The 20,917-nt window shown below is 62.5% G+C and carries 18 protein-coding genes; 7 read left to right on the top strand and 11 right to left on the bottom strand.

The features are described from left to right. Positions 1–119: 119 nt before the first annotated feature. The 8 genes from ACYVJS_RS14990 to ACYVJS_RS14955 all read right to left on the bottom strand — a co-directional run bounded on the left by ACYVJS_RS14990 (position 120) and on the right by ACYVJS_RS14955 (position 9,051). Entirely contained in the window at positions 120–539 is a 420-nt protein-coding gene (locus ACYVJS_RS14990) for a hypothetical protein (protein WP_460740661.1), read from the bottom strand. Further along, positions 532–1,521 carry a hypothetical protein gene (locus ACYVJS_RS14985; protein WP_460740660.1) on the bottom strand — a complete coding sequence of 330 codons (990 nt, stop codon included), beginning with the start codon at positions 1,519–1,521 and terminating at the stop codon, positions 532–534. The genes ACYVJS_RS14990 and ACYVJS_RS14985 overlap by 8 nt, the downstream gene beginning before the upstream one ends. A gap of 708 nt (positions 1,522–2,229) precedes the next feature. After that, the gene (locus tag ACYVJS_RS14980) at positions 2,230–3,363 is read right to left on the bottom strand and encodes a sigma-70 family RNA polymerase sigma factor (protein WP_460740659.1); all 1,134 of its coding nucleotides are present in this window, start codon (positions 3,361–3,363) and stop codon (positions 2,230–2,232) included. A gap of 17 nt (positions 3,364–3,380) precedes the next feature. Further along, positions 3,381–3,761 carry a hypothetical protein gene (locus ACYVJS_RS14975; RefSeq protein ID WP_460740658.1) on the bottom strand — a complete coding sequence of 127 codons (381 nt, stop codon included), beginning with the start codon at positions 3,759–3,761 and terminating at the stop codon, positions 3,381–3,383. A 5-nt stretch (positions 3,762–3,766) separates the two neighbouring features. After that, the gene (locus ACYVJS_RS14970; RefSeq protein WP_460740657.1) at positions 3,767–5,743 is read right to left on the bottom strand and encodes an AAA family ATPase; all 1,977 of its coding nucleotides are present in this window, start codon (positions 5,741–5,743) and stop codon (positions 3,767–3,769) included. Beyond that, entirely contained in the window at positions 5,743–5,961 is a 219-nt protein-coding gene (locus tag ACYVJS_RS14965) for a hypothetical protein (RefSeq protein ID WP_460740656.1), read from the bottom strand. Before ACYVJS_RS14965 ends, ACYVJS_RS14970 begins: the two co-directional genes overlap by 1 nt. Beyond that, entirely contained in the window at positions 5,958–8,018 is a 2,061-nt protein-coding gene (locus ACYVJS_RS14960; protein WP_460740655.1) for a DEAD/DEAH box helicase family protein, read from the bottom strand. Before ACYVJS_RS14960 ends, ACYVJS_RS14965 begins: the two co-directional genes overlap by 4 nt. Before the next feature lie 49 nt (positions 8,019–8,067). After that, positions 8,068–9,051, bottom strand: coding sequence for a DNA-methyltransferase (locus ACYVJS_RS14955; protein WP_460740654.1), 984 nt, complete (start codon positions 9,049–9,051; stop codon positions 8,068–8,070). 195 nt (positions 9,052–9,246) lie between these two features. Between ACYVJS_RS14955 and ACYVJS_RS14950 the strand changes: the two genes are divergently transcribed. The 6 genes from ACYVJS_RS14950 (at position 9,247) to ACYVJS_RS14925 (ending at position 15,881) form a co-directional block, all read left to right on the top strand. Beyond that, positions 9,247–9,528, top strand: coding sequence for a hypothetical protein (locus ACYVJS_RS14950; protein WP_460740653.1), 282 nt, complete (start codon positions 9,247–9,249; stop codon positions 9,526–9,528). A 32-nt stretch (positions 9,529–9,560) separates the two neighbouring features. Continuing rightward, positions 9,561–10,526, top strand: a complete 966-nt coding sequence (locus ACYVJS_RS14945) for a hypothetical protein (protein WP_460740652.1) — start codon at positions 9,561–9,563, stop codon at positions 10,524–10,526. A 790-nt stretch (positions 10,527–11,316) separates the two neighbouring features. Further along, on the top strand, positions 11,317–12,561 hold the full coding sequence (locus tag ACYVJS_RS14940) for a hypothetical protein (protein ID WP_460740651.1): 1,245 nt from the start codon (positions 11,317–11,319) through the stop codon (positions 12,559–12,561). Then, a complete protein-coding gene (locus ACYVJS_RS14935) occupies positions 12,554–14,527 on the top strand; it encodes an ATP-binding protein (protein WP_460740650.1) in 1,974 nt (657 codons plus the stop codon). The genes ACYVJS_RS14940 and ACYVJS_RS14935 overlap by 8 nt, the downstream gene beginning before the upstream one ends. Positions 14,528–14,647: 120 nt before the next feature. Next, on the top strand, positions 14,648–15,091 hold the full coding sequence (locus ACYVJS_RS14930; protein ID WP_460740649.1) for a hypothetical protein: 444 nt from the start codon (positions 14,648–14,650) through the stop codon (positions 15,089–15,091). A 565-nt stretch (positions 15,092–15,656) separates the two neighbouring features. After that, positions 15,657–15,881, top strand: a complete 225-nt coding sequence (locus ACYVJS_RS14925; protein WP_274285745.1) for a UDP-N-acetylmuramyl pentapeptide phosphotransferase — start codon at positions 15,657–15,659, stop codon at positions 15,879–15,881. Position 15,882: 1 nt separating this feature from the next. Here the strand turns inward: ACYVJS_RS14925 and ACYVJS_RS14920 are convergent, their stop codons facing one another. From ACYVJS_RS14920 to ACYVJS_RS14910, 3 genes are all read right to left on the bottom strand, one after another. Then, on the bottom strand, positions 15,883–16,854 hold the full coding sequence (locus ACYVJS_RS14920; protein ID WP_460740648.1) for an NAD-dependent epimerase/dehydratase family protein: 972 nt from the start codon (positions 16,852–16,854) through the stop codon (positions 15,883–15,885). A 65-nt stretch (positions 16,855–16,919) separates the two neighbouring features. Further along, entirely contained in the window at positions 16,920–18,212 is a 1,293-nt protein-coding gene (locus ACYVJS_RS14915; protein ID WP_460740647.1) for a DNA recombination protein RmuC, read from the bottom strand. A 35-nt stretch (positions 18,213–18,247) separates the two neighbouring features. After that, positions 18,248–18,835, bottom strand: coding sequence for an exonuclease domain-containing protein (locus tag ACYVJS_RS14910; protein ID WP_460740831.1), 588 nt, complete (start codon positions 18,833–18,835; stop codon positions 18,248–18,250). 965 nt (positions 18,836–19,800) lie between these two features. On the opposite strand from ACYVJS_RS14910, the gene ychF reads away from it, so the two are divergent. Continuing rightward, positions 19,801–20,874, top strand: coding sequence for a redox-regulated ATPase YchF (ychF, locus tag ACYVJS_RS14905; protein ID WP_234075039.1), 1,074 nt, complete (start codon positions 19,801–19,803; stop codon positions 20,872–20,874). Positions 20,875–20,917: the final 43 nt, after the last annotated feature.

Below are 20,917 nucleotides of genomic sequence, written 5' to 3'. Positions count from 1 at the left end.
GCCGAGATGGGAGATTACGGAGCCCGTTCGGTGGCTCCCGAACGACCGCGAGCGTAAGCGTTAGCTCACGCCGCCGGCGGTCGAGCGTCGTCGAACTGAGTCCCGTGGAGTAGGGGTCGCTACAGATCGAAGACCGCGTCCGGATCTCCCATCGCCTTCCTCAGCTCGGTGATGCTGCCGACCCCCGAGAGCGGGGACGACTTCGCCACTTCGACGATGCCACCCACGATCGACTGCAGCGCGGAAGTGTCGCCTGCTTCCAGCGCAACATCGAGACTCATGAAGAGTCGAGCATGCGTGTCTTGGCGTTCCGCAAAGACACGGTCGAAGTACTCCTTCAGCACCTTCTCAGAGGACTTGATGCGCCGTACCTCGGTTTCGCGATAAGTCTTGAGCTTCTCGCGTTTCGTGCTCTCGGTCTCGTGAATCTCGATCGACTGACGTGCGGCATTTACGAGCTGCGTCAGGGCAAGGAGAGCATCAGGCCCGCTGATCTCGCTCACCATTCGCTTCACTACGTGCTTCCGCTCGTCAGCCATGTGCTCGCTCTTCATACGCGTCCCGGTAGGTGAAGATCAGCTGTTCGGTCTTCATGTCGATGTTCCCTTCTTCGTCCGCGACGGGAGCGGTGGCAAGCTCGCGGACGCCACGTACGAGGATGAGCGCATTCTGAAGGCGCTCGGCGTGGACAGCGATGTCGAACGGTTGGGAATCCAGCACATCGAGTGCGTCAATCGCGCGCAGTATCATGCGAGCGAGCAGTTGTTCGAGTTCGCGTGTGCGCTTTTGGACTCCCCGAAGCAGCTCGTCTCTGGTGTCGAATGTCGCGATTGCGACCTCGACCTCGCTGAGGTGACGATCTGCTTCCGTGCGGGCTTTGGTGCCTTGGTTCTTGACCGCAAGCCCGGCTACGAGGATAGCCGGTCCAACGGCCGCCGCCCCGCCCGCCGTCTTGCCAAGCTTCACGCCGCCGCCTCCGCTCTTCAAGCTGCCGCCGCCCAGAAAGGCAAGGCGCGCCTTTTCTGCTGCCGCACCGTTGAGCTCCGAGATCGGGGTTCCGGTGCTCGCGCTCGCGAACTTCAACACCGCTGCATTGATCGTCAGGGGCGCGGTAACGCCGGTGCCCGCGGCGGAAACCACACCGCGCACCCAGCCAGCGACGTCTGGGGCATTCTTGCTGAGGCCCGCAACGCGGACGGCGCCGCCGTCCACGCCATCGAGGATGAAGTGCTCGTGAGTCCGTACCAGCTTTGAGTGGCGTATGAGGAAGTCCCTCATACGGGAGATGACCTCGGACTGCGCACGTTCTTGAATGCCGCCGAGCTCCCGGAGGGCTTCATTGGTTGAGCCCACGATCTCGAGGTGGGTGGCGTAGCGCTGATCATGGCGATCGCCCTGACGGCGGATGCGCTTGCGCGCATTGCCGATCTGCAAGCCACCAGCTATGCCTGCAATTGCGCCGCCGATGGCGGTTGCGCCACCGATCATGAACAGGCCCACTGGCACGCTGCGGTTTCCCATTGCCCCATCCTGGCTCGCCAATACTACGGCGTTCACGCTGTACAGGGAGCCAGTCTGGCATGGACTCTGTGTTCGGCCACGCCGACCGGCAGTCGCATCCCTCGATGATCGCCCTTCTCTGACAGCACGAGTAGTGCTGTCTGCTTCAGACGCGCATTTCTGTGCATGGAACGTTGATGGTGGGTGCAGGACGCTGGTGGGCTGTGTGACGCAGGCGAGAGTCGCAATCCTTTCCAGTCTCGCGGAGGCCTCGTCGATGCCCGGAGCGCCCACGATGTCGCAGGGTCCGACTTGAACAGGATTGCTGGTTGTTCTTGAGAGACTGAGGCAATGGGAGACGCAGCAAACCTTGTCGCCGTACTGCATAGTCTTCCGGCGGGCTCGGGAGAACGTACGAGGTCTCGTATCGAGATCGCGCGACGCGCCCTGAGCTGTTCCAGCGCCAGCGTGGCGAACTTGTATCCCGCCCGCCTCACCAACGTCAACGCGATTGGCAGGTCAGATGATGATGTCTGGGCGCGCGGTCGCGAGGAGATCGGCAAAGAGCTCAGCCGGTCAGACACCACGGATGTCCTGCTAGGTTTCGGCGTTCAAGAACCGAGCGGCGAAGCAAGACGCAGTTTTCGTCTGCAACTACAGTGGCTGGGGCACGCTCTGGAGTCGTTGGACGCTCGCGTGTGGGTCTATGGTGATCGTCCAACCCATCCGTCACGATGGCAGAGGGTCGCTCACCGGCACTTGGTCGGCGGTGGCGTTGAGGCTCTCGCCCCCGCCCTTCTTTCGGCGTACTCGCTTGGTGCGGGCAAAGCGTAATTCCTCGCCCCTTGCCTTCCGCTGGAGCGCCTCGAGGATCCTCTTCTCCAGCTGACGGATACGCTCGCGGGTGACGCCCCACACGTCGCCGATCTGGTCCAGAGTCATCGGACCGTCGAGATCGTTGCGGAGACCGAACCGTCTTTCGATGATGTCGAGGGACCGCTCGTCGAGTCCGTCCAGCAGGCTCTTCATGATGCGTTCGCGATCAATTTGCTCTTCGAGAGCAGTGATTCCGCCGTCCCACGCTTCGTCTTCGTTGCGGTCGAAGAGCATCGCTTCTAGCGAGGCGAGGTCTTGGGCTCGCCTTGCCGACTCTCGAACCTTATCCGTGAGGTCGGCGTCCTCGTATCCGAGTGCCTCCCACACATGCACGGGAACGCGAATGATCATGACATCGTTCGCGCGCCATCGCTGTATGGCCTGACGTATGTGCCATGAGACGAAGGTGCTGAGCTTGTAGCCCATTCGATAGTCCCAGCCCTGGAGGCCGCGCATTAGGCCGATGCACCCGACCTGGAAGGCATCCTGCGCCCAGTCTGAGTCAACCGATCGGGCAACGCCTTTAGACCAATGGAACACAAGACGCAGGTTAGAGAGCACCATGAAGCTCCAGGCGTCACGACCTTCGCTCACGAGGGTGTGCAGTTCGGCCAACTCCCGTCGCGAGGCCAGCGGCGTCTCCATTTTTGCAAGTCGCTCTTCCGCGAGAAGTCCGGCCTCGACTCGTCGAGCTGCCTCGCCGATGTAGTCATCATTCATTGCCGGAGAGAGCGCGAGAAGCTGTTGATACCAACCGAAGTCGGGAGCGTCAACGGGGACTTCATCCACCTTGGCGGCCCAGCGTCGATCTACCTTCGGCACCGCTCGATGCGCCCTGCCCAGGAGCGTGTCGAGCTCAGCGGAGAGGGCTGCATCTTGGAGGTCAGGATTGGTCGTAAGGAGATGCTCTAGGAAACGAAGAGCATCTGAATGCGCGTCCACTGGGTGGGCATAGGAAGTCTCGCCCGAATCAGGTTCCTCCGTCATGGTGGTAGTTCACGCAACTACTCGACGTCGAATTCGGGTAGCTCGAAGATCTCCGACAGCGTATAGCCACCGGTGCGCACCTTGCTTGAGATATAGTCCGTACCGGCGTTGCCGAGCTGAGCGAACAGACGGACCGGTGTTGGCGTCGGGATGTACCAGCCGAGGAACTCAAGTATCTGGAGATTGACTGTCCCACGGTTCCACATTGTCCCGGTCGACGGTGGTGCCTGCTCGGGATCCAATCCTCTTCGAATCGCCAACATTGCAGCGGCCTGAAAAGCGCCAATCGCGGTCTTGAAATGGCCCTGCTTGACGAGCAGATCGAGCACCTCGCGGTTAGAAGCTGAGGGGCCGAACGTGCGGCGATCATCATCTTCCGCCGCGACGTAGTCTGTCACGTCACTCATGCGCGTGATACCTCCGATCGGGTGGGGCCCAGGCGATCGATTGTGTACTCCCTACCGATTTTGCCTTCAAGTACGGTTGCGTCGCGTGACGGGTCATACTCGCCCGACTGAACGAACAGAATCACCTGGCGGTCGAAGGTGCTCACCCACTCAAGGATTGCCCGCCGATGCCCCACATCAAGGCGGCCGAAGGGAGTATCCATCACCATCGGCGCCTCGTCCACGGAGCATTCTCCGAGCGCGCCGATGAATGCCATCGTCAGGATCTGGTTGGCGCCGGCTGAGATCATGCTCAGCGGTCGGCCCTGGTGGTCAGTGACCGCGAGGTGGTAATCATCGCTGATCGCGACGCCCGAGTACTCCTTCTCGGTAGTGAGTTCCTTGAAGAGCTCGCTCGTCGCCGTTTCGACGCGTTCGCGCATCGCGGTACGGAAGCGGTCGAAAGATCGGTTCACCGTTTCGGCGCCCTCTGAAGCCATCTTCTGAAGCACGCGGTCGATCGGCTCTACTTCTGGTTGATCGGCCAGTTTGCTTCCCAGCTTGTTGACCTCCGACTTCACGGCACCGCGTCTCGCTTCGAGCCCAGTGAGGGCATTCGCGTAGCGGGCCTTGGTGGTCTTCAGGTCGAGATAGGTCTTTTCAAGTACGTCGATCTCAATGTTCGTGCCGGCCAACTGCTCTGTGATGGCACGTATCTCTTGCTGTCGCCTATCGTTGCGGAACGCTTCCTTCCGTATGTCCAACTCGTGATTGTGAACGAAGCTCAGCTGCGTGGGCGCATTCGCGAATTTGCGCAGGCGGGTGCGACGGAGGCGCAGGTCATCCACGTTTGGACCAGTCGCTTCGACCAAGCTGGCTCGGAGCTCAGTGAGTTCCCCTTCGAGCTCCGCGTCGCTGTGAGTTGCAACCGACTGCCCGCAGGTGGGGCAGACGCCCGAAGAGAGTTGACGCTCAATTTGCTCTATCCTGAGCTTCGTACGCATCTGGGAGGACGCGCGCATCTCGGCGTCGATAATCTGTTCTTCGACAGCCTCGATCTCTTGGAAGAGTCGCTCACCGAGCGGCAGCCACCAGACGTTCTCGGCCTTCTCGGCAATAGCCTCTTTGTAGTCGTCGATCGTGGTCAGCGACGCGTCATAAGCCTTCTCCAGGTTTTTACGTTCGTAGTACGCGTCCTTGACCTCATCGACCTTGGCAAGCTGGGCTTCCACCTGTTCGATCTTCTTCGACACTTCTTCGTCATGGCGCCGAAGCTCAGCAAGGTTGTCGTCGATGCCTTGGAGTTCTTCGGTCTTCGCGCGATAGGCGTCGCTGTCCTTATCGTGCGCTTTGGCGCGTCGGATGACCTGCTCGATGCTGGACGTGACGTCCCCCAGCACGGCATCGAGGTCGCGACCGAGATCGGTCAAGAACGGCAACCCGAGGGCACGTTCGACCTGTTTGCGGACGAAGCCTTGTGGGGCCGCCCGTTCTTCCCGGAGTCGCTCTTCGAATCGGTTGAGCATCTCACCGTCGAAGAGGAAGAAATCGGAGATGTCACGGCTGAGAATGCCGCTGATGACATCTGCCACTTGCGCCGCTGGATAAGGAGAAGGGGCGCCGGTGGGCAGCAGGTGCACCTTGGGCTCCTTGATGATCGCACGACCTGTCGGATCGACCTCTGCCGAGGAGCTTCGATAGAGGGTGTACTCGGTTCCGGCGTGCGTGAACTTGAGCGTGACGCCAAACTCTGCCTCGCCGGCCTCGAGCGCATCCAGGTTCACCATCCGGCCGACGTCGAGCCGTGTGCGTCCGTCGTGTTCACGGATCTCGCCATACAGCGCCCAGACAATGGCGCGCAGGAGACTCGTCTTGCCGCGCATGTTCTCGCCTCGGAAAAGGACGACCGGCGCATGCGCGGTTACGCTGAGTGGAAGCTCGTGCCTGCCGTAAAAGGGCCCCCAGTTGTCGAGGACGAGCTCGGTGAGCTGCATCAGGAAACTCGGTCCGCTCGAGCGGATGCAAGGAGGATGCCGCGCACGTCGCGACGAATCTCGCGCCGGTCGCCGACATGGGTGCGGTTGTCCCAGGCCAGCGTGATCAGCTTCTCCCAGGCATCGGCGCTGAGGAGGGCGGCATCGAGCAGGTCGCGAGTCTGCAGGATTGCGGCCAGGGCTTCCTGGCGCGGTGAAGGTCGTTGCGAGGTGCTCATCGTTCTCTCCAAGCCTGATCGTCTTCGACATCGAATCCGTCGGTGGTCATACCGTCGGGAAGTAGGTCTTCAAGGTATATCTCGGGACCGACATTGCGAGAGTCGCGAGCAAACTCCATCGCGCGCACCACCTCGCTTGCCGTAATGGCCTTACCGTCCGTTCCGGTGACGATGACGTCAAATAGGTGCGAGCTGTACTTGCCAGGCGACCGGCGCAAGACGCGGCCACGTCGCTGGATGTACTCGCGGGGGTTAGTGGACGAAGCGAGGATTAGGGCCCGGTTGATCATCGGGATATCGACGCCCTCGTCGAGACACTTGATCGCGAGGAGCACACCTCCTCGAGTGCCGAAGAACTCCAGCGTCGCCTCGTGCCCGCTCTGACCCTGGGAGTGATACTCCAAGAGGTCGGTACCCAGTCCCTCCAACTCGGCACGCACGTCCCGGAGATGTTGGACGTCGCCGCAGTAAATCAGCCAACGGTCGCCAGCCCGGTAATGTTCCGTGATGACGTGCCTCGCAATTCGCGCCTTGTGGTGAGCTCGCTTCGAGATCCTGGCGCGCTGACGAAGCAGATGACGGGCGTACTCCGTGAGATCGCCCTTGTTCCGCGCGATCTCTGTGCGGACCTTCTCAGTGAACGCGTCCCACGACTCCTGCTCGTCCTCTGTGAGCTGGCACGTGAAGAAGTCGTAGTCGTAAGGTACGAGTACGGATGCGTCGAGTGCGTCGCGCAACGTGAATTCGGGATTCAGGACATCGCCGAAGTAATCGAAGATGGCCTGCGTGCCGACGGGGTCACCGTAACGCTGGGGCGTCGCGCTGAGCCCCAAGCGCCCGCCTGCATTGAGCTGCTCAAGTAGGCGCCTCGTGTCGGGTGCCCCGATCGCGTGCACTTCGTCCGCGACGACGAGAAGGTGTTCGCCGTCGCGGACGAGCTCAAGGAAGCGACCGGACGCGGCGGTCTGGTATGTGGCGAGTGCGACCCGCTGTCCAAGCGTGGTGTCTGCGCGAGTGTAATCGGAGAGGCGAGAACTCCAGCTTTCAGGGCCATGACCCGCGCCCGCGAGAAGAAGCGGTGGATGGCCGAGCATCTCGCTGACCTCCGCTTCCCACTGGCGATGGAGCAACTCGGAAGGCACGAGGATGAGCGCTGGCTTGCCTTGCCTGGTCCAGCGCCGCACCGCTTCCAGCGCTGTTCGGGTCTTGCCTCCACCTGTCGCAAAAGCGACAATGCCTCGGTGAGCGGCCTTCTCCCACGAGTCGAGCACCTCGGACTGGTATGTGCGCAGCGAAATGGTGTCCGGATGGGACTCCGCCTCTGAAAGCGCCTCGCGCAGAGCAGCCACGATCTCGTCCAGTGGCTCAGCCGGTACGTGCTCGCGGATTACTCTGGCGGCATCTTCGACCGTCGTCACGTTCAGATTGCGGCGCAGCCCATGCCAGGTCTCGTCGAACTGGTTGGCGTGACGTGCGCAACGGCGGGCCTCCGAATCGCCGAGCCATTCGGGAAACACCTCAATGCCCTCGAAATTGGCAAGCCCGGACCACGCCGCGGCTGTTTCGTTGGCGCTTCCGCTAAACGAGACGCGATTGCCCGAGTCGTCTCCGAACACCCCGATCTTCTCGTGGTACAGCCCGGATTTACCAACCGTCGCGAATCGCACTTCGAGGACGCCTGCATCAATTAACGACCGCATGCAAGCCACAGCGCGCGCCTGAACGCGAGTGCCGTGCGCGAGCGCGGCAAGAGAACTGGCCGCAACCTCCACGGGCGTAGGTCGGTGCGATTCGGGCAACGTCAGGATCGCCTCGGCGTCCGCCTCGCTCAGGTTCGGCGAGCAGAGCAGCCGCATCTTTCCTCCGCGCTCCACAAACTCGCCGAAGACGGCAGGAGCGAGCGCCAGGATGGCCGACGAAAAGTAGCCTGCCGCGCGGTCGTAGCGCGAGGCGTGCGACAGCGCAGGGGTGTAGAACTCACGCAGCATCGATGTGCCGCTCGTCGAGTAGTTCTCCTCAAACGGCACGTCGCGGAGACTCACACTGTGTTGGCTCATTTGCACTCCGTCGAGACTCCGCTTCTCGGCCCGAGTCTATCGAGCGAAGTCAACCGTCTTCATGCTTCGCCCTTCGAATCCTCGGCGCGGCGAGCGGGTTGAACTTCGGGAAGTGCCCCTGCGACCCAAGGATGTAGTCCATTTTCGGCTCAGTGGCTACCCATCGCCGACCTAGCCTCTCCGCCACGGCGCCGGTTGTGTTACTCCCGCCGAAGGGGTCGAAGACCAGATCCTCCGGGTCTGTGAGGAACTCGACGAAGAACTCGACGAGCTTTGCCTGCATTGGGGCAGGGTGCGGCGTCAAGCCGTGAGCCTTCAGGTACTTGCGGTAGGGCGTCCCTGCATGCGTGTTGGCGTATGAGAGGACGCTGGGTGGTATGGCACCGCCGTGGTCCTTGAGGAAGGACGTTTCGCCGATGTTGAACCCCGAGCCTCGCAATCCGGCGTTGTACTTCTTGTTTGCGATCAGCTTCTTCATCGAAGCGCTATACGGCACGAGCACCTTGCGGTTGTCGGCCTTAGGTCGCTCGGTCGGAGACATCCACCAGACGTGAGTGTACGAGTCCTTAACTCGACTCCGGTCGATGTTGACCCACTGGACGGGGGAAGGAAGTCGCGCAGGGTTGTGGCAGATGAACTGCTGGTTCACGAAAAGCTTGCCGGCCTTCCGAAACGCCAAGAGGGCCTCTAGGGGAAGTGTCGACATCACGGGGTGGCCTCGTTCCCAGGCATTGCCAAGCTCGATCACGATCGAACCGTCCGATGTGAGTAGCCGTCTGAGCTTTGGTGCAAGCGACTTCAGCCACTTCAGATAGTCTTCGCCCACCTTGTTCCCGTACGCCTTTGGTGTGAGCAGCGGAAACGGCGGAGAGGTGAACACAAGCTGCACCTTGCCCCTGAGGCTATGCGCGTGCTTCGACGCGAGGAAGTCTTCAACGGTGGCTCGATACATCTCGCCCAGGTCGGTTGTGTAGATAGAGCTGACCAGTGGCGCACCGGGTGCGCTGGTCAGCGGACCCGGATCATCCGCCACGGGGAACTTCCTAACTCTTCAGCTCCGATCACCCTACCTAAGAAGGGAGCAAAACAGTCGAGCACCGCGTCCACAAGACTGACGGCGCCGCGACGCTGCGCTCTGCGGGCGGCACGGGTGGGGATCACCACCGTGCTGAACTGACGTGGGTAGGCGCCACCTGGTGGGGCTGGCTGCCACTCCCGGAGACCGCACGTGGGCAAGCGCGCTACTGTCGATGCCATGACGAGGCGCCAAACGTTTGCTGCGGTCATTCCGAAGGTCGTCCGATCCGAGCGTGGCGGCGAGCCCGTCTCTATCGCTGACATCTATGCCGCGATCGAGCGGGACTTCCCCGTCCTCGCTGATGGCGAGATCGAGTCGAGCACTGGTGTTCTTCGCTGGAGGCACGAGCTACGTTGGGAGATCGAAACCGCGGTAGTGAAGGGCAAGATCCAGCGGCGGAAGGATCTTGGCCGCGGTTTCTACTCCATGTAGCTGAGCCGGCGGCAGAGAGCGGAGGTAGTGCTGTGGGGGTGTGGGCGGAGTTCGAGGAGAAGGAGTACGAGACGCTCGCCAACGCAGCACTGATCATGGAACAAACCAGACGCACTGGGGGAGTTCGACTGTATAGCCCAGGTCAGGCTCTCGAGAAAATCGTGGGGTATGACTTCGCTACGCGAGTCGATCCGCGGAGCCGGCTCTATAGGCGGCTGTTCGGTGCAGCGCCTGGCGCTCGTGGCGTATCCGCTGCGGCGCAAGCAGCCCACAACATTCCGGTATCGCCGACGACGCGCCTGCTCAACGTATTCATTCAGTACAAGAGGCCGCAGTACTTTCGACCCGGGCATCGCTCGCCCGTTTGGCCGAAGGGGACTCAACACCTTGGCTTCCTAGTTCGGGAGCAACACCCGGACCCGACGCACCAATTCGATCAGATAAGGACACTTCGTCGGCTCCAAGTCGAACTGGGGCGCGACGCCAACGTCACGTACGCCTGCCCGACCACCTGGCAGAAGCAGGAACTGTACGATCGCTTCACGCAAGGTTCGCTGCTCCGATCATCAGTGTTTGTCGGACCCGATCAGCTCCTACGTGCGAGCGTCCCAGGGTTTCACGTGCGTTGGACGTTTGACCCGAACAACTCCAGTCGCGGTATCCCGAATCCGGATGGCGTCGCGGTTGAGAGCCTCGACGGGGAGGAGTTTCTGGACAAGGTGGAGCGCGACACGATCCAACAACAGTCGCACCGACCTGTGGAGGACGTTCTCCTCGAGGCGGCGGATCAAACCGTTGGGCTACGTGAGGAACTCAGGGCGCTCCGCCCCTCTCGGCCGCGCGATATCCGAGAATCGTACGCGACCGAAGATCGCGCGATCGAGCGCGAGCTTTCCGGATTCAGTGGGTGGGAGCGTGACCTAGTACGGGCAACTGTGGACTTCGCCGTGATCGCCAGAGAAGTCAAGGCGACCTGGACCATCGCGCTGGATGCCTAGCGCTTACCTCGTCAAGGTCATTGAGCACCTCTGGCGTGAGGACGACAATGACGTCTCACCGCGAGCTAAGAACTGACCACGCCTTCGTGTCGTGCTCGATGCAGCGCCCTGAACACGACGCCATGCGACAGTCCATGCTTCTGTTCAAGCTCGCGCATGGTCGCACCCGCGTCGTACTCAACCGTCAGCTGCTGAACGAGCGCATTACTCACCTTCCGCTTTTCGATGATGAGTCCCTCGCTTCGGAGGAGCCGCACGAGCGCGGACGCTGCGACACCAACCTCTGCGGCCAGCGCTCGGACACTTTCGCCTTCGCGGTGGCGTCCAATCAGTTCTTCGATGCGTGCCCGAGACAGTCTCTGCCCCAGGGGAGTAGCTCTTCGCCTCGGTGCCTCGACCGGCCTTGACCCGCCCGACGCTGCCGTCAATGCACGCAGCCCATCAGGAGTCAGGGCGACCGTCGATTTTCCCGAATAGAGGTCTAGTAGGACAGCCAAGCCTGAACAATTGATAGGAAATCACCTCTGACCAGGGGTGATTTTTGTTGGAGCGCGGCACAGCGCGACGTGTCAGTGGTGATCGATTCTTCCGCCTGACACCTGTTCCTTGTTTCCAGAGTCCGTCAAGGGGTTTTCGTTTGGGTACGTGTTGGGAGGCGGGTGGTCATCTCTGTTGGGTGTACCGATGCCTCTAGCTCGGTCTGCTCGCTCACGAAGCGCAAACTGCAGCTACCGCTATCGAAGTCGAGGTCTTTACAGAAAACTCTCAGATTTCTATAATCAGGGGCAGTATGAGTGAGATAGCCAAGCGCACTGAGCTTCGTGTTTCCGCTTCTGGGGGTCCAACCTCGCCGGCGGAAGGCCTTTCGGTTGAGCAACTTCGGACGATTGTCCAGGATTCCCATCTTAACTTCTTGATCGGTGCTGGTACTTCATCGAGCTTCTTCGAGCAGTTGGGACCCATCGAGAAGGTGTTGACCGAACTCGGTAACGAGACAGAGGAGGCGAAGTTAGCCCGGGCATCGGTTCAGGGGTTCTTCTTTGAGAAGGTACTACGTCCAAACTTGAAGCTGATCAACCATGAAGCTTCGGCTCAGCCTCTGATCAAGTCCTATGGTCGCTTTGTTGCGCTTATCAATCGCATTCTCCTTAAACGCCGGAGCACAATCCTCAGCAAGCAGGCAAATCTCTTCACGACCAACGTGGACATGGCGTTCGAAGTCGCTCTGGAGCTACTTGAGATTGACGTCAACGATGGCTTCGTGGGAAAGATCAACCCGCGGCTCGATCTTGGTGAGTTCAGCACGATTCGCTTTCGGCAAGGCACCCGATATGAGTATCGTTCCGAGATCCCGGTGATGAACCTCTTCAAGATTCATGGCTCCGCGGCGTGGAAGCAGAGGAGTGAACAGATCTATTTCGATCATGATCTGGAGCTGACTCAAGCTTTGGATCGGAAGTATCAGGCGGCAAAAGCGGATCTAATTCAAATAGGGTCCAAGAACCAGATCGTGGCAGCCGACTTGCTCGCGGCTGCCGCGGGTCATGCATTAAGTCCGGCCATTCGAGAGTTCGTCTCAGCTTACGACCAGTTGAACATCGTCAATCCGGAGAAGACGAAGTTCGCGACTACCGTACTGAACAAGACCTATTACGAACTGCTAAGGAGACTTTCTAACGAACTTGAAAAGGAAAATAGCACTCTACTTGCCCATGGCTTCTCGTTTCGAGACGAACATTTACTAGATCTGGTATTGCGAGCGGCATCGACTAACCCGACTCTGCAGGTGATCGTGTTCTGCTACTCACGTGAGTCGTACGCCGAGACAAAGTCACTTTTTCCCGATGAGAAGGTCAGAAACGGCAACGTACTACTAGTGCAACCACGTGAGCCGGCAAGCGGCGACGAGCGGCTGATCACGCTAGATGTGCTGGTAGACGACTATCTTGCACCCATACTCAATGAGCCTGCTCCGTCGGCAGACCACATTATTGAACTCAGGCTAAACGACTCGGGCGGACTTGGGGATGTTTGACGAGGAGGCTACCCTCCAGAAGGACGCAGTTTTCAGCATTGGTAAAGTGACCTCTGTTGAAGGCCGCCGTGTTCGTGTCACCGTAAACAAGCTCAAAAACAGTTCGCATCTGCTCTTCCGGGGAGATGTTGTCCGCAATGTTTCCGTCGGCAGCTATATTAAGATAGCCAAGGGGTTCATCGAACTAGTTGCGTCGGTCGATGGCGAGAGGGTCGAAGAGGACTCCTCAGCGTCGCGCGCTTACAAGCGAAGTACCGATATGTTCTCACGTCAACTCGAGGTCAGCCTAGTTGGCTACTTCGAGAACGGCGCATTCAATCGCGGCGTGCGCGAAATGCCGTTGCTCGACAACGAGTGCTTCATTCTTACCGAGCAAGAGTTCCAAGCGATCCACACTTTCACTCCAGACCCAGATCAAGCGATCCAGCTTGGAACGCTCGCCATCGAGCCCACTCAACCGGTCAAGATCGGCGTTGATTCGATCTTCGCTAGCCATGTAGGCATCTTCGGAAATACTGGAAGCGGCAAGTCTTATTCGCTTGCCAAGCTCTACTACGAGCTCTTCGACAAATATGCGAGTGCTCCGGGCTTCCACGATCGCGCCCAATTCCTGCTCATTGACTTTAACGGTGAGTACGTTAACCGTGCTGATAACCCCGAAGGCAAGTCTACAGCGGTGATCAGCGCAACTGATAAGCTGGAGTATCGATTGCGCACTGATCGAGGCGATGGAGACAAACTTCCCCTTCCCGCGTCTGCCGTGACGGATCCAACATTCTGGACAGTGCTGCTGGACGCGACTGAGAAGACGCAAGCTCCATTCCTCAGCCGTGTGTTGAAGAATGACTTCTGGGACCGTCAGCTTGCTGAACCTGAGGATCTCATGGGTCTGCTTGCGGACATGGTCTTGAAGGCTACGAAATCTACGGATCTAACGATCGACCGTGGAACAGTGCTGAACTTGCTCGAAGAGGTTCAGACGTGTCTCGGAGAGCATCCGTCCGGCGAGTTAGCAGATTTGATCAAGCGTTACCGCGAGGAGCTTCACTGGAACGCAACCCAACGGGTCTACTTCTGGGGAAGCTGGGGAAGTCCGTACCAGAATACCTCCGAGGGAGACGCCTGGCCGACATACGTACGGGATCCGGTTGCGAATCTGAACATTGACTTTTCGCATATTCAACCAGGTATCGATCTCGTCCGTTTCAAGATTGTCCTCCAGTACTACAGCGACATAATCAGTGGATTTTCGAATCGAGAACACCTGTCGCCGCTGATTAAGCGCATGGAGGAGCGAGTACCTGACATCAAGAAGCTCATAACAGTAAGTGAGGCCACGTATGATCAGCCGCTCGTCGTGGTGTCGCTCCGCAACGTTAACCTGGCCATGCGTAAAGTCATCCCAATGCTGCTTTGCAAGCATCTCTATGACAAGAAGAAGCTCGAGGATCCACACAATGAGACTGTTCTGAATCTCATCATCGATGAGGCTCATAATATTCTCTCTCTTGAGTCAAGCCGAGAGAGCGAAGCCTGGAGAGATTACCGTCTCGAGACATTTGAAGAGATTATTAAGGAAGGACGCAAGTTTGGGGTTTTCCTCACGATTGCGAGTCAACGACCGCACGATATCTCTCCGACGATTATTTCCCAGCTTCATAACTACTTCCTTCATCGACTGGTTAACGACCTGGATATCAAAGCGGTCGAGAAGGCCGTGGCGTATCTCGATCGAGTGTCGTTCGAGTCCCTACCAATTCTTCCGACTGGCGTCTGCATCCTCGCCGGGGTTGCGGCGCAGATACCGGTCATGTTGAAAGTTGGAGAACTAGCCCCACGGTATGAGCCGAACAGTCGAACGATGTCTGTCGTCAAATCGTGGATGACTCCACTATCAGAAGGGAGCGCGCCTGAAGCTGTTAGTGCCGTTATCGTAGAGTCTGAGGGAGACGAGTTTTCCTTCTAGGTAACTGGTGGGTTTCCGTTTCAGTGGACTGCACCAGGCAAGGTTGGCGTAGATCGTATGCCGCGATTACATGCTCATGCTTTGATTTTTTGACCGGCTCCGCCATAGTGAAGAGTCCGTATGCCGAGACTCACTACCCGCGACTACCTCACGACCCGTCACTTCCTCGCGGGGCTTTGGATCCGTGACACGGGCAGCACCTTCGCCAGTTTGCCCGCTAATGCACAGCGCGACCTGCACGATTTCTACGCACCTGCAGTGGCTATGAGCGACGATGAAGCGCTTGAGTACCGCAAGGCCATGACCGCCGCCTTCCACTCTCTGCCTCACAGCGCAGGCCGTGCTGTTGTTGCCTTGCGAGCCAGCCTCAACGGCCTCCCCAACCAGATCCTCGATCGCTACAAAGTCCGTGCCTCGACGCAACTGAGTAGCGGGCGTCGTACCCGAGTCCTTCGAGTACTGCCCGTCGCAAAGCCTCAACTGGACGAGTACCACCTCGTCAAGGTCATCGAGCATCTCTGGCGAGACGACGACAGCTACATTTCGAAGCGGCCTAAGAGCTAACCACGTCTTCGCGTCGTGCTCGATGCAGCGCCCTGAACACGACACCGTGCGACAGCCCATGCTTCTGCTCAAGCCCGCGCATGGTTGCACCCGCTTCGTACTCACGAGCTAGCTGTCGAACGAGCGCATCACTTACCTTCCGCTTCTCGATGACGAGTCCCTCGTTTCGTAGGAGCCGAACAAGTGCGGACGCTGCGACACCAACCTCAGCGGCAAGCGTTCGAACACTCTCGCCTTCGCTGTGACGTCGAACCAGTTCCTCGATGCGCGCCCGAGACAGTCTCTGACCCAGGGGAGTAGCTCTTCGCCTCGGTGCCGCATCAGGCCCTGACCCGCCCGACGCCGCCGCCAATGCGCGCAGTCCTTCAGTGGTCAGGGCGACCGCCGATTTTCCCGAGTAGAGGTCTAGTAGGACACGGTTTGGGGGCGTGTGGCGTGCAGAAATGAGACACGGATGCGGGGGAGGAGCGCAAGCCTCCGGGGCGGCCACGGGAGCAGGTGGCAGAATGAAGGACGTCGTATCACCGTCGATGTCGATCTCTGCACCGAGACGAAGGGACGAACGATGTCCGCAACCCAGGAGAACGCGCATCCGCACACCGGAGCGCTCGCCGTCGTCGCCGACGCCGTGGCCGTCAACAACCCCGACCCCGCGCGCCGCCCCGACGTGCTCTTCCGTGTTCGCCGCGAGGAGGGGCACCAGCCGAGCCCGTGGTGGGCGATCGGCGCATTCGTCGGTGTCTCCGCGGTCGTGCTCCTCCTGCTGAGCTTCGTGCCCGGCGGCGCCTGACCTACGCCGGCAGCTGCGCGAGCAGCTCCCGTTCCTCCTCGTCGGTGAGCCCTGCTCCCGACACGACCGGCCCGCCGAGAACGTCGGCGAGGGTCGATTCCAGCGGACGTCGCTCCAATCCGGCAGCCACCGCTCTTTGGGTCGACCGTGCGTTCATCCCGTACCAGTCCGTATCCCGCAGCCAGAGCGGAAGCGACCGCGGCCCGACCCATTCGTTGACAGCCTGCGAGGCAAGCCACTCTTCCGCCGCGCTGAATATCTCGCCGCGGTGCCCGGCGGCAGCTTTCGCCGCCTCGAGGTGCGCGGGGAACGGATGCGGCTCGCCCTGCGCATTGAAGGCACCCGATCCGGTGCCTTCCGCGAGTTGGACGAGCCAGTCGGCGAGGTCGCGCACGTCGATCAGCGCGGTCGGCAAGCCGGGTGCGTCGGGCGCCAGCACAACACCCTCGGGGTTCGACGGTGCGGCGAAGCGGCGCGGCCAGTACGTGCTGCGCCCGGTCGGGTCGCCGGGACCCCCGATGAGCCCGGGTCGAACGATGGCCGATCGGTCGGTGCCGAAGACCTCACGCACCGCATCCTCGCAGGCGACCTTGGCGCGCCCGTAGTCCTCCGGGTCGGTCATCACGTCGGCGTCGAGGGGCTCGAGCAGCGCCGCCGACTCCGCCGCGCCGATGTCTGCCTGGCTCGCGTACACGTTGCAGGTCGAGACGAAGACATAACGGTCGGTGCGCAGCCGGCGCGTGGCGCGCCGCACCTGGCCGGGCTGACGCGAGACGTCGATTACCGCATCCCACCGGGCGTCGAGGAGGGGCGCGAGGCCGTCGGCGATGTCGCGGTCGAGGCGAACGTGCCGCGCCCCGTCCGGAACGTCCGTGCCACGGGCGGCGCAGGTGACGTCATGGCCGGCGGCGATCGCGGATGCGGCCGTCGTACGCCCGAGCCATGCGGTGCCGCCGAGAACGAGGAGCTTCATAGGCTCATCGTCGCCGGGAACGCGCGCGGGCGCAGGCGTATCCGCGACGGGCGAACACGGCCGCGTCAGGCGGGGGACGTCGGCAGGTGTGCCTCGTCGGCGGATGCGGGTTCGTCGGCATCGTCGGATGCGGCGCGTCGCACCTCGTCGAGAGCAGCGGTGAACTCCGGGGCGCTGAGCCGGCGCGGGGTGGACTCGAGCGCGGCGGGTGCGGCGACCGCATCCAGCTTGGTCTCGTCGATACCGGGGAAGCGTCGTGCGGTCACCAGGACGCGGCTCTCGAGCGATCCGACGAACCGGTTGTAGCCGTCGACCGTGCGTTCGATGCCGCGCCGCAGGTCGTCGATGTGCTTGGTGAGTCCGCCGAGGCGCTCGTAGAGCTGCGTGCCGAGGGTGAAGAGCTCGCGGGCGTCGTCGGAGACGGCTTCCTGCGTCCACGTGTAGGCGACCGTACGCAGCACCGCCCAGAGGTTCACGGGTGAGGCGAGCGCGACGCGCTGGCGGAACGCGTAGTCGAGCAGGGCGGGATCCTCGTCGAGAGCGGTCGCCAGCAGCGCCTCGTTCGGCACGAAGCAGATGACGAACTCGGGGCTCGATTCGATCCCGGCCCAGTACTGTTTCTTCGCGAGCGCATCGATGTGGGCACGGAGGGCCTTGACGTGCTTGTCGCGGAGCGCGCGGCGTCGCGCCGCATCCTCTCCCTGGGCGGTGTCGGGGATCGCCTGCGCCTCGATGAACGCGTCGAGGGGCACCTTGGCGTCGACGGCGATGGCCTTGCCGCCGGGGAGCCGCACGATCATGTCGGGGCGGCCGGAGCCCGCATCCGAGCTGATCGAGGACTGCACGTCGAAATCGACGTGGCGCGTGAGGCCCGCCGCCTCGACGACACGACGCAACTGCACCTCGCCCCACACGCCGCGGGTGCTCGTCGAGCGCAGGGCGGAAGAGAGCGATGCGGTCGTGTCGCGCAGCAGGTCGTCGGTCTCCTGCGCGCGGCGCAGCTGTTCGGCCAGAGCCCCGTACTGGGCGTGGCGCTCCCGCTCGAGGTCGTCGACTTTGAGTCGCACCTGAGCGAGGGTGTCGCGGACCGGGGCGAGGGCGGCGACGACGGCGTTCTCGCGACGATCGCGATCGTCGCGTTCGCGCTGTTCGGCGCGCTGCCGCTCCACGAACTCGCGGTACAGTCCGCCCTGCCGCTCGAGCTCGGCGCGCGCGGCCGCCGCGGCGGACTCCGCGGCCGCCGCGCGGGCGGACAGCGCGCCCTGCTGCCCGGAGGCGCGCGAGTGCGCGGCGAACCAGCCGAGGGCGATGCCGGCGGCGAGGCACAACGCGGCGACGAGGAGGATCACGGGGTCCATGTGCACAGCATGCCCCGAGCTCCGGACATCGCCGGTCAGGCGGCCGCCGCGACCGCCGTCTCGATCTCGCAGATCCGGATGCGGGAGGCGTCGGCGAGGGCGTCGATGTCGGGCGCGTTCCAGCGCCGCGCGGCATCGATCATGATGGCGGCGGAGGCAGCCGCATCCGCTGTCGCGTCGTGGTGGCGGAACTCCGCGAAGCCCGCCTCGGCCGCGACGATCGGCAGCCGGTAGCTCGGCAGGTCGTATGTGCGGCGCGCGAGCTGCAGACTGCAGGCGTAGCGGTAGGGCGGGCAGATGTCGCCGGTCGCGGCGCACGCGCGCCGCAGCACCGCCATGTCGAACCCGGCGTTGTGCGCGACGAGCACGTCCGCGCCGGCGAAGGCCGCGATGTCGTCGAGCTGCTCGCTCCAGCCCTTCGCATCCACGACGTGCTCCGGGCGGATGCCGTGGATGCCGATGTTCAGCTCGAAGAAGCGGTCGTGGCCCTCGGGCGGTCGGATCAGCCACCCCGCGGTCGCGACGATGCGCCCGTCGCGGACGCGGGCAAGACCCACCGCGCACGCCGAAGCGCTGGAGGAGTTCGCCGTCTCGAAGTCGATCGCGGTGAAATCCAGTGACACGCCCTCACCCTCACCCGGATGCGTGCGGTGCGCGGTGAGGCGCGCCGGGGTCAGGGCATGCGCGGCGGCAGTGTGGGGTGGCGCGGGGTTGTGGCTGCCTCCGGCGTCCGGGCGTCGGAGATTCGGCGTTCCGTCGGAGGTTTCGCGCCGCATCTTCCGACGTTCGCGCGTTTCTCCGACCGGGGATGCGGCAGGGCCGTGACGGCGGATGCGGCGGGGGCCGCGCGGCGGATGCGGCTCGCGCCACAGCCCCTGGCGGGTGTGGCGGGGGCTGCGCTGCCGATGTGGCGAGCCCGCGCGGCGCGCGGGGTGCACCCAAGCGTGTGGCGTGGGGGCTTCGGGGTTGAGGCCGCATCCGGCGTCCGGGCGTCGGAGATTCGGCGTTCCGTCGGAGGTTTCGCGCCGCATGCTCCGACGTTCGCGTGATTCTCCGACCGGCGGATGCGGCCGCGGCCGACGGCGGATGCGGCCGACCGGCGGGCGCGGCGGCCCGTGCGAGTGGCGTGCGCGCCGGCTTCGGGGTTGCGGCTGCCTCCGGGCGTCGGAGATTCGGCGTTCCGTCGGAGGTTTCGCGCCGCATTCTTCGACGTTCGCGTGACTCTCCGACCGGTGGATGCGGAGGAGCCGACGGGGGCTGCGGCGAGCGTGCGCGTGCGGCGCGCTGGTTTGCTTCTGGGTTGTGGCCGCTTCCGGCGTCCGGGCGTCGGAGATTCGGCGTTCCGTCGGAGGTTTCGCGCCGCATCCTCCGACATTCGCGCGTTTCTCCGACCGGTGGATGCGGCCGGGCCGTGACGGCGGAGGCAGCACGAGCCGGCGCGGCGGATGCGGTCGAGCCGGCGCGGCGGATGCGGCTCGCGCCGACCGGCGGATGCGGCGAGCCTGCCGATGTGGCGCAGGACCCCAGCCGGCCGCCGCACACACACCCCGGCGGGCGCCGAGCCGTGGGGCGCCTAGACTTGATGCCCGTGGCTCTTACCATCGGAATCGTCGGGCTGCCGAATGTCGGCAAGTCCACCCTGTTCAACGCCCTGACCAAGAATCAGGTGCTCGCGGCGAACTACCCGTTCGCGACGATCGAGCCGAACGTGGGTGTCGTCAACCTGCCCGATGCGCGCCTCGACAAGCTCGCCGAGATCTTCGGCAGCGAGCGCATCCTGCCGGCCGCCGTGTCGTTCGTCGACATCGCCGGCATCGTGCGCGGCGCGAGCGAGGGGGAGGGGCTCGGCAACAAGTTCCTCGCCAACATCCGCGAGGCCGACGCGATCGCGCAGGTCGTGCGCGGGTTCGCCGACTCCGATGTCGTGCACGTCGACGGCAACGTCGACCCGAAGAACGACATGGAGACCATCAACGCCGAGCTGCAGCTCGCCGACCTCGACACCCTCGAGCGCGCGATCACGCGCTACGAGAAGGAAGTGCGCGGCAAGAAGCTCGAGCCGATCGTCCTCGAGACGGCGCAGGCCGCGAAGGACGCACTCGAGCGCGGGCAGCTGCTGTCGGCATCCGGAATCGATCTGGCTCCCATCAAGGAACTCGGCCTGCTGACCGCGAAGCCGTTCATCTTCGTCTTCAACGTGGATGAGGACGTTCTCACGGATGCGGACCGCAAGGCCGAGCTCGCAGCGCTGGTCGCGCCCGCGCAGGCGGTGTTCCTCGACGCGAAGATCGAGTCGGAGCTGATCGACCTCGACCCCGAGGAAGCGGCTGAGCTGCTCGCATCGACGGGACAGGACGAGTCGGGTCTCGACCAGCTCGCGCGCATCGGATTCGACACGCTGGGCCTGCAGACCTACCTGACCGCGGGGCCGAAGGAAGCGCGCGCCTGGACCATCGGTAAGGGTTGGAAGGCCCCGCAGGCCGCTGGCGTCATCCACACCGACTTCGAGAAGGGCTTCATCAAGGCCGAGGTCATCTCGTTCGACGATCTCGTCGCGACGGGATCGGTCGTCGAGGCCCGTGCGAAGGGCAAGGCCCGGCTCGAGGGCAAGGACTACGTCATGCAGGACGGCGACGTCGTGGAGTTCCGCTTCAACAACTGAGCATCGGCGCATCCGTCGTGGAGGAGTTCCACTCCCGAACAGC

The organism is Microbacterium neimengense, assembly GCF_054782995.1.
Note: the sequence above shows the minus strand (reverse complement) of the source record. Positions and strands in the feature narration are given on the sequence as shown.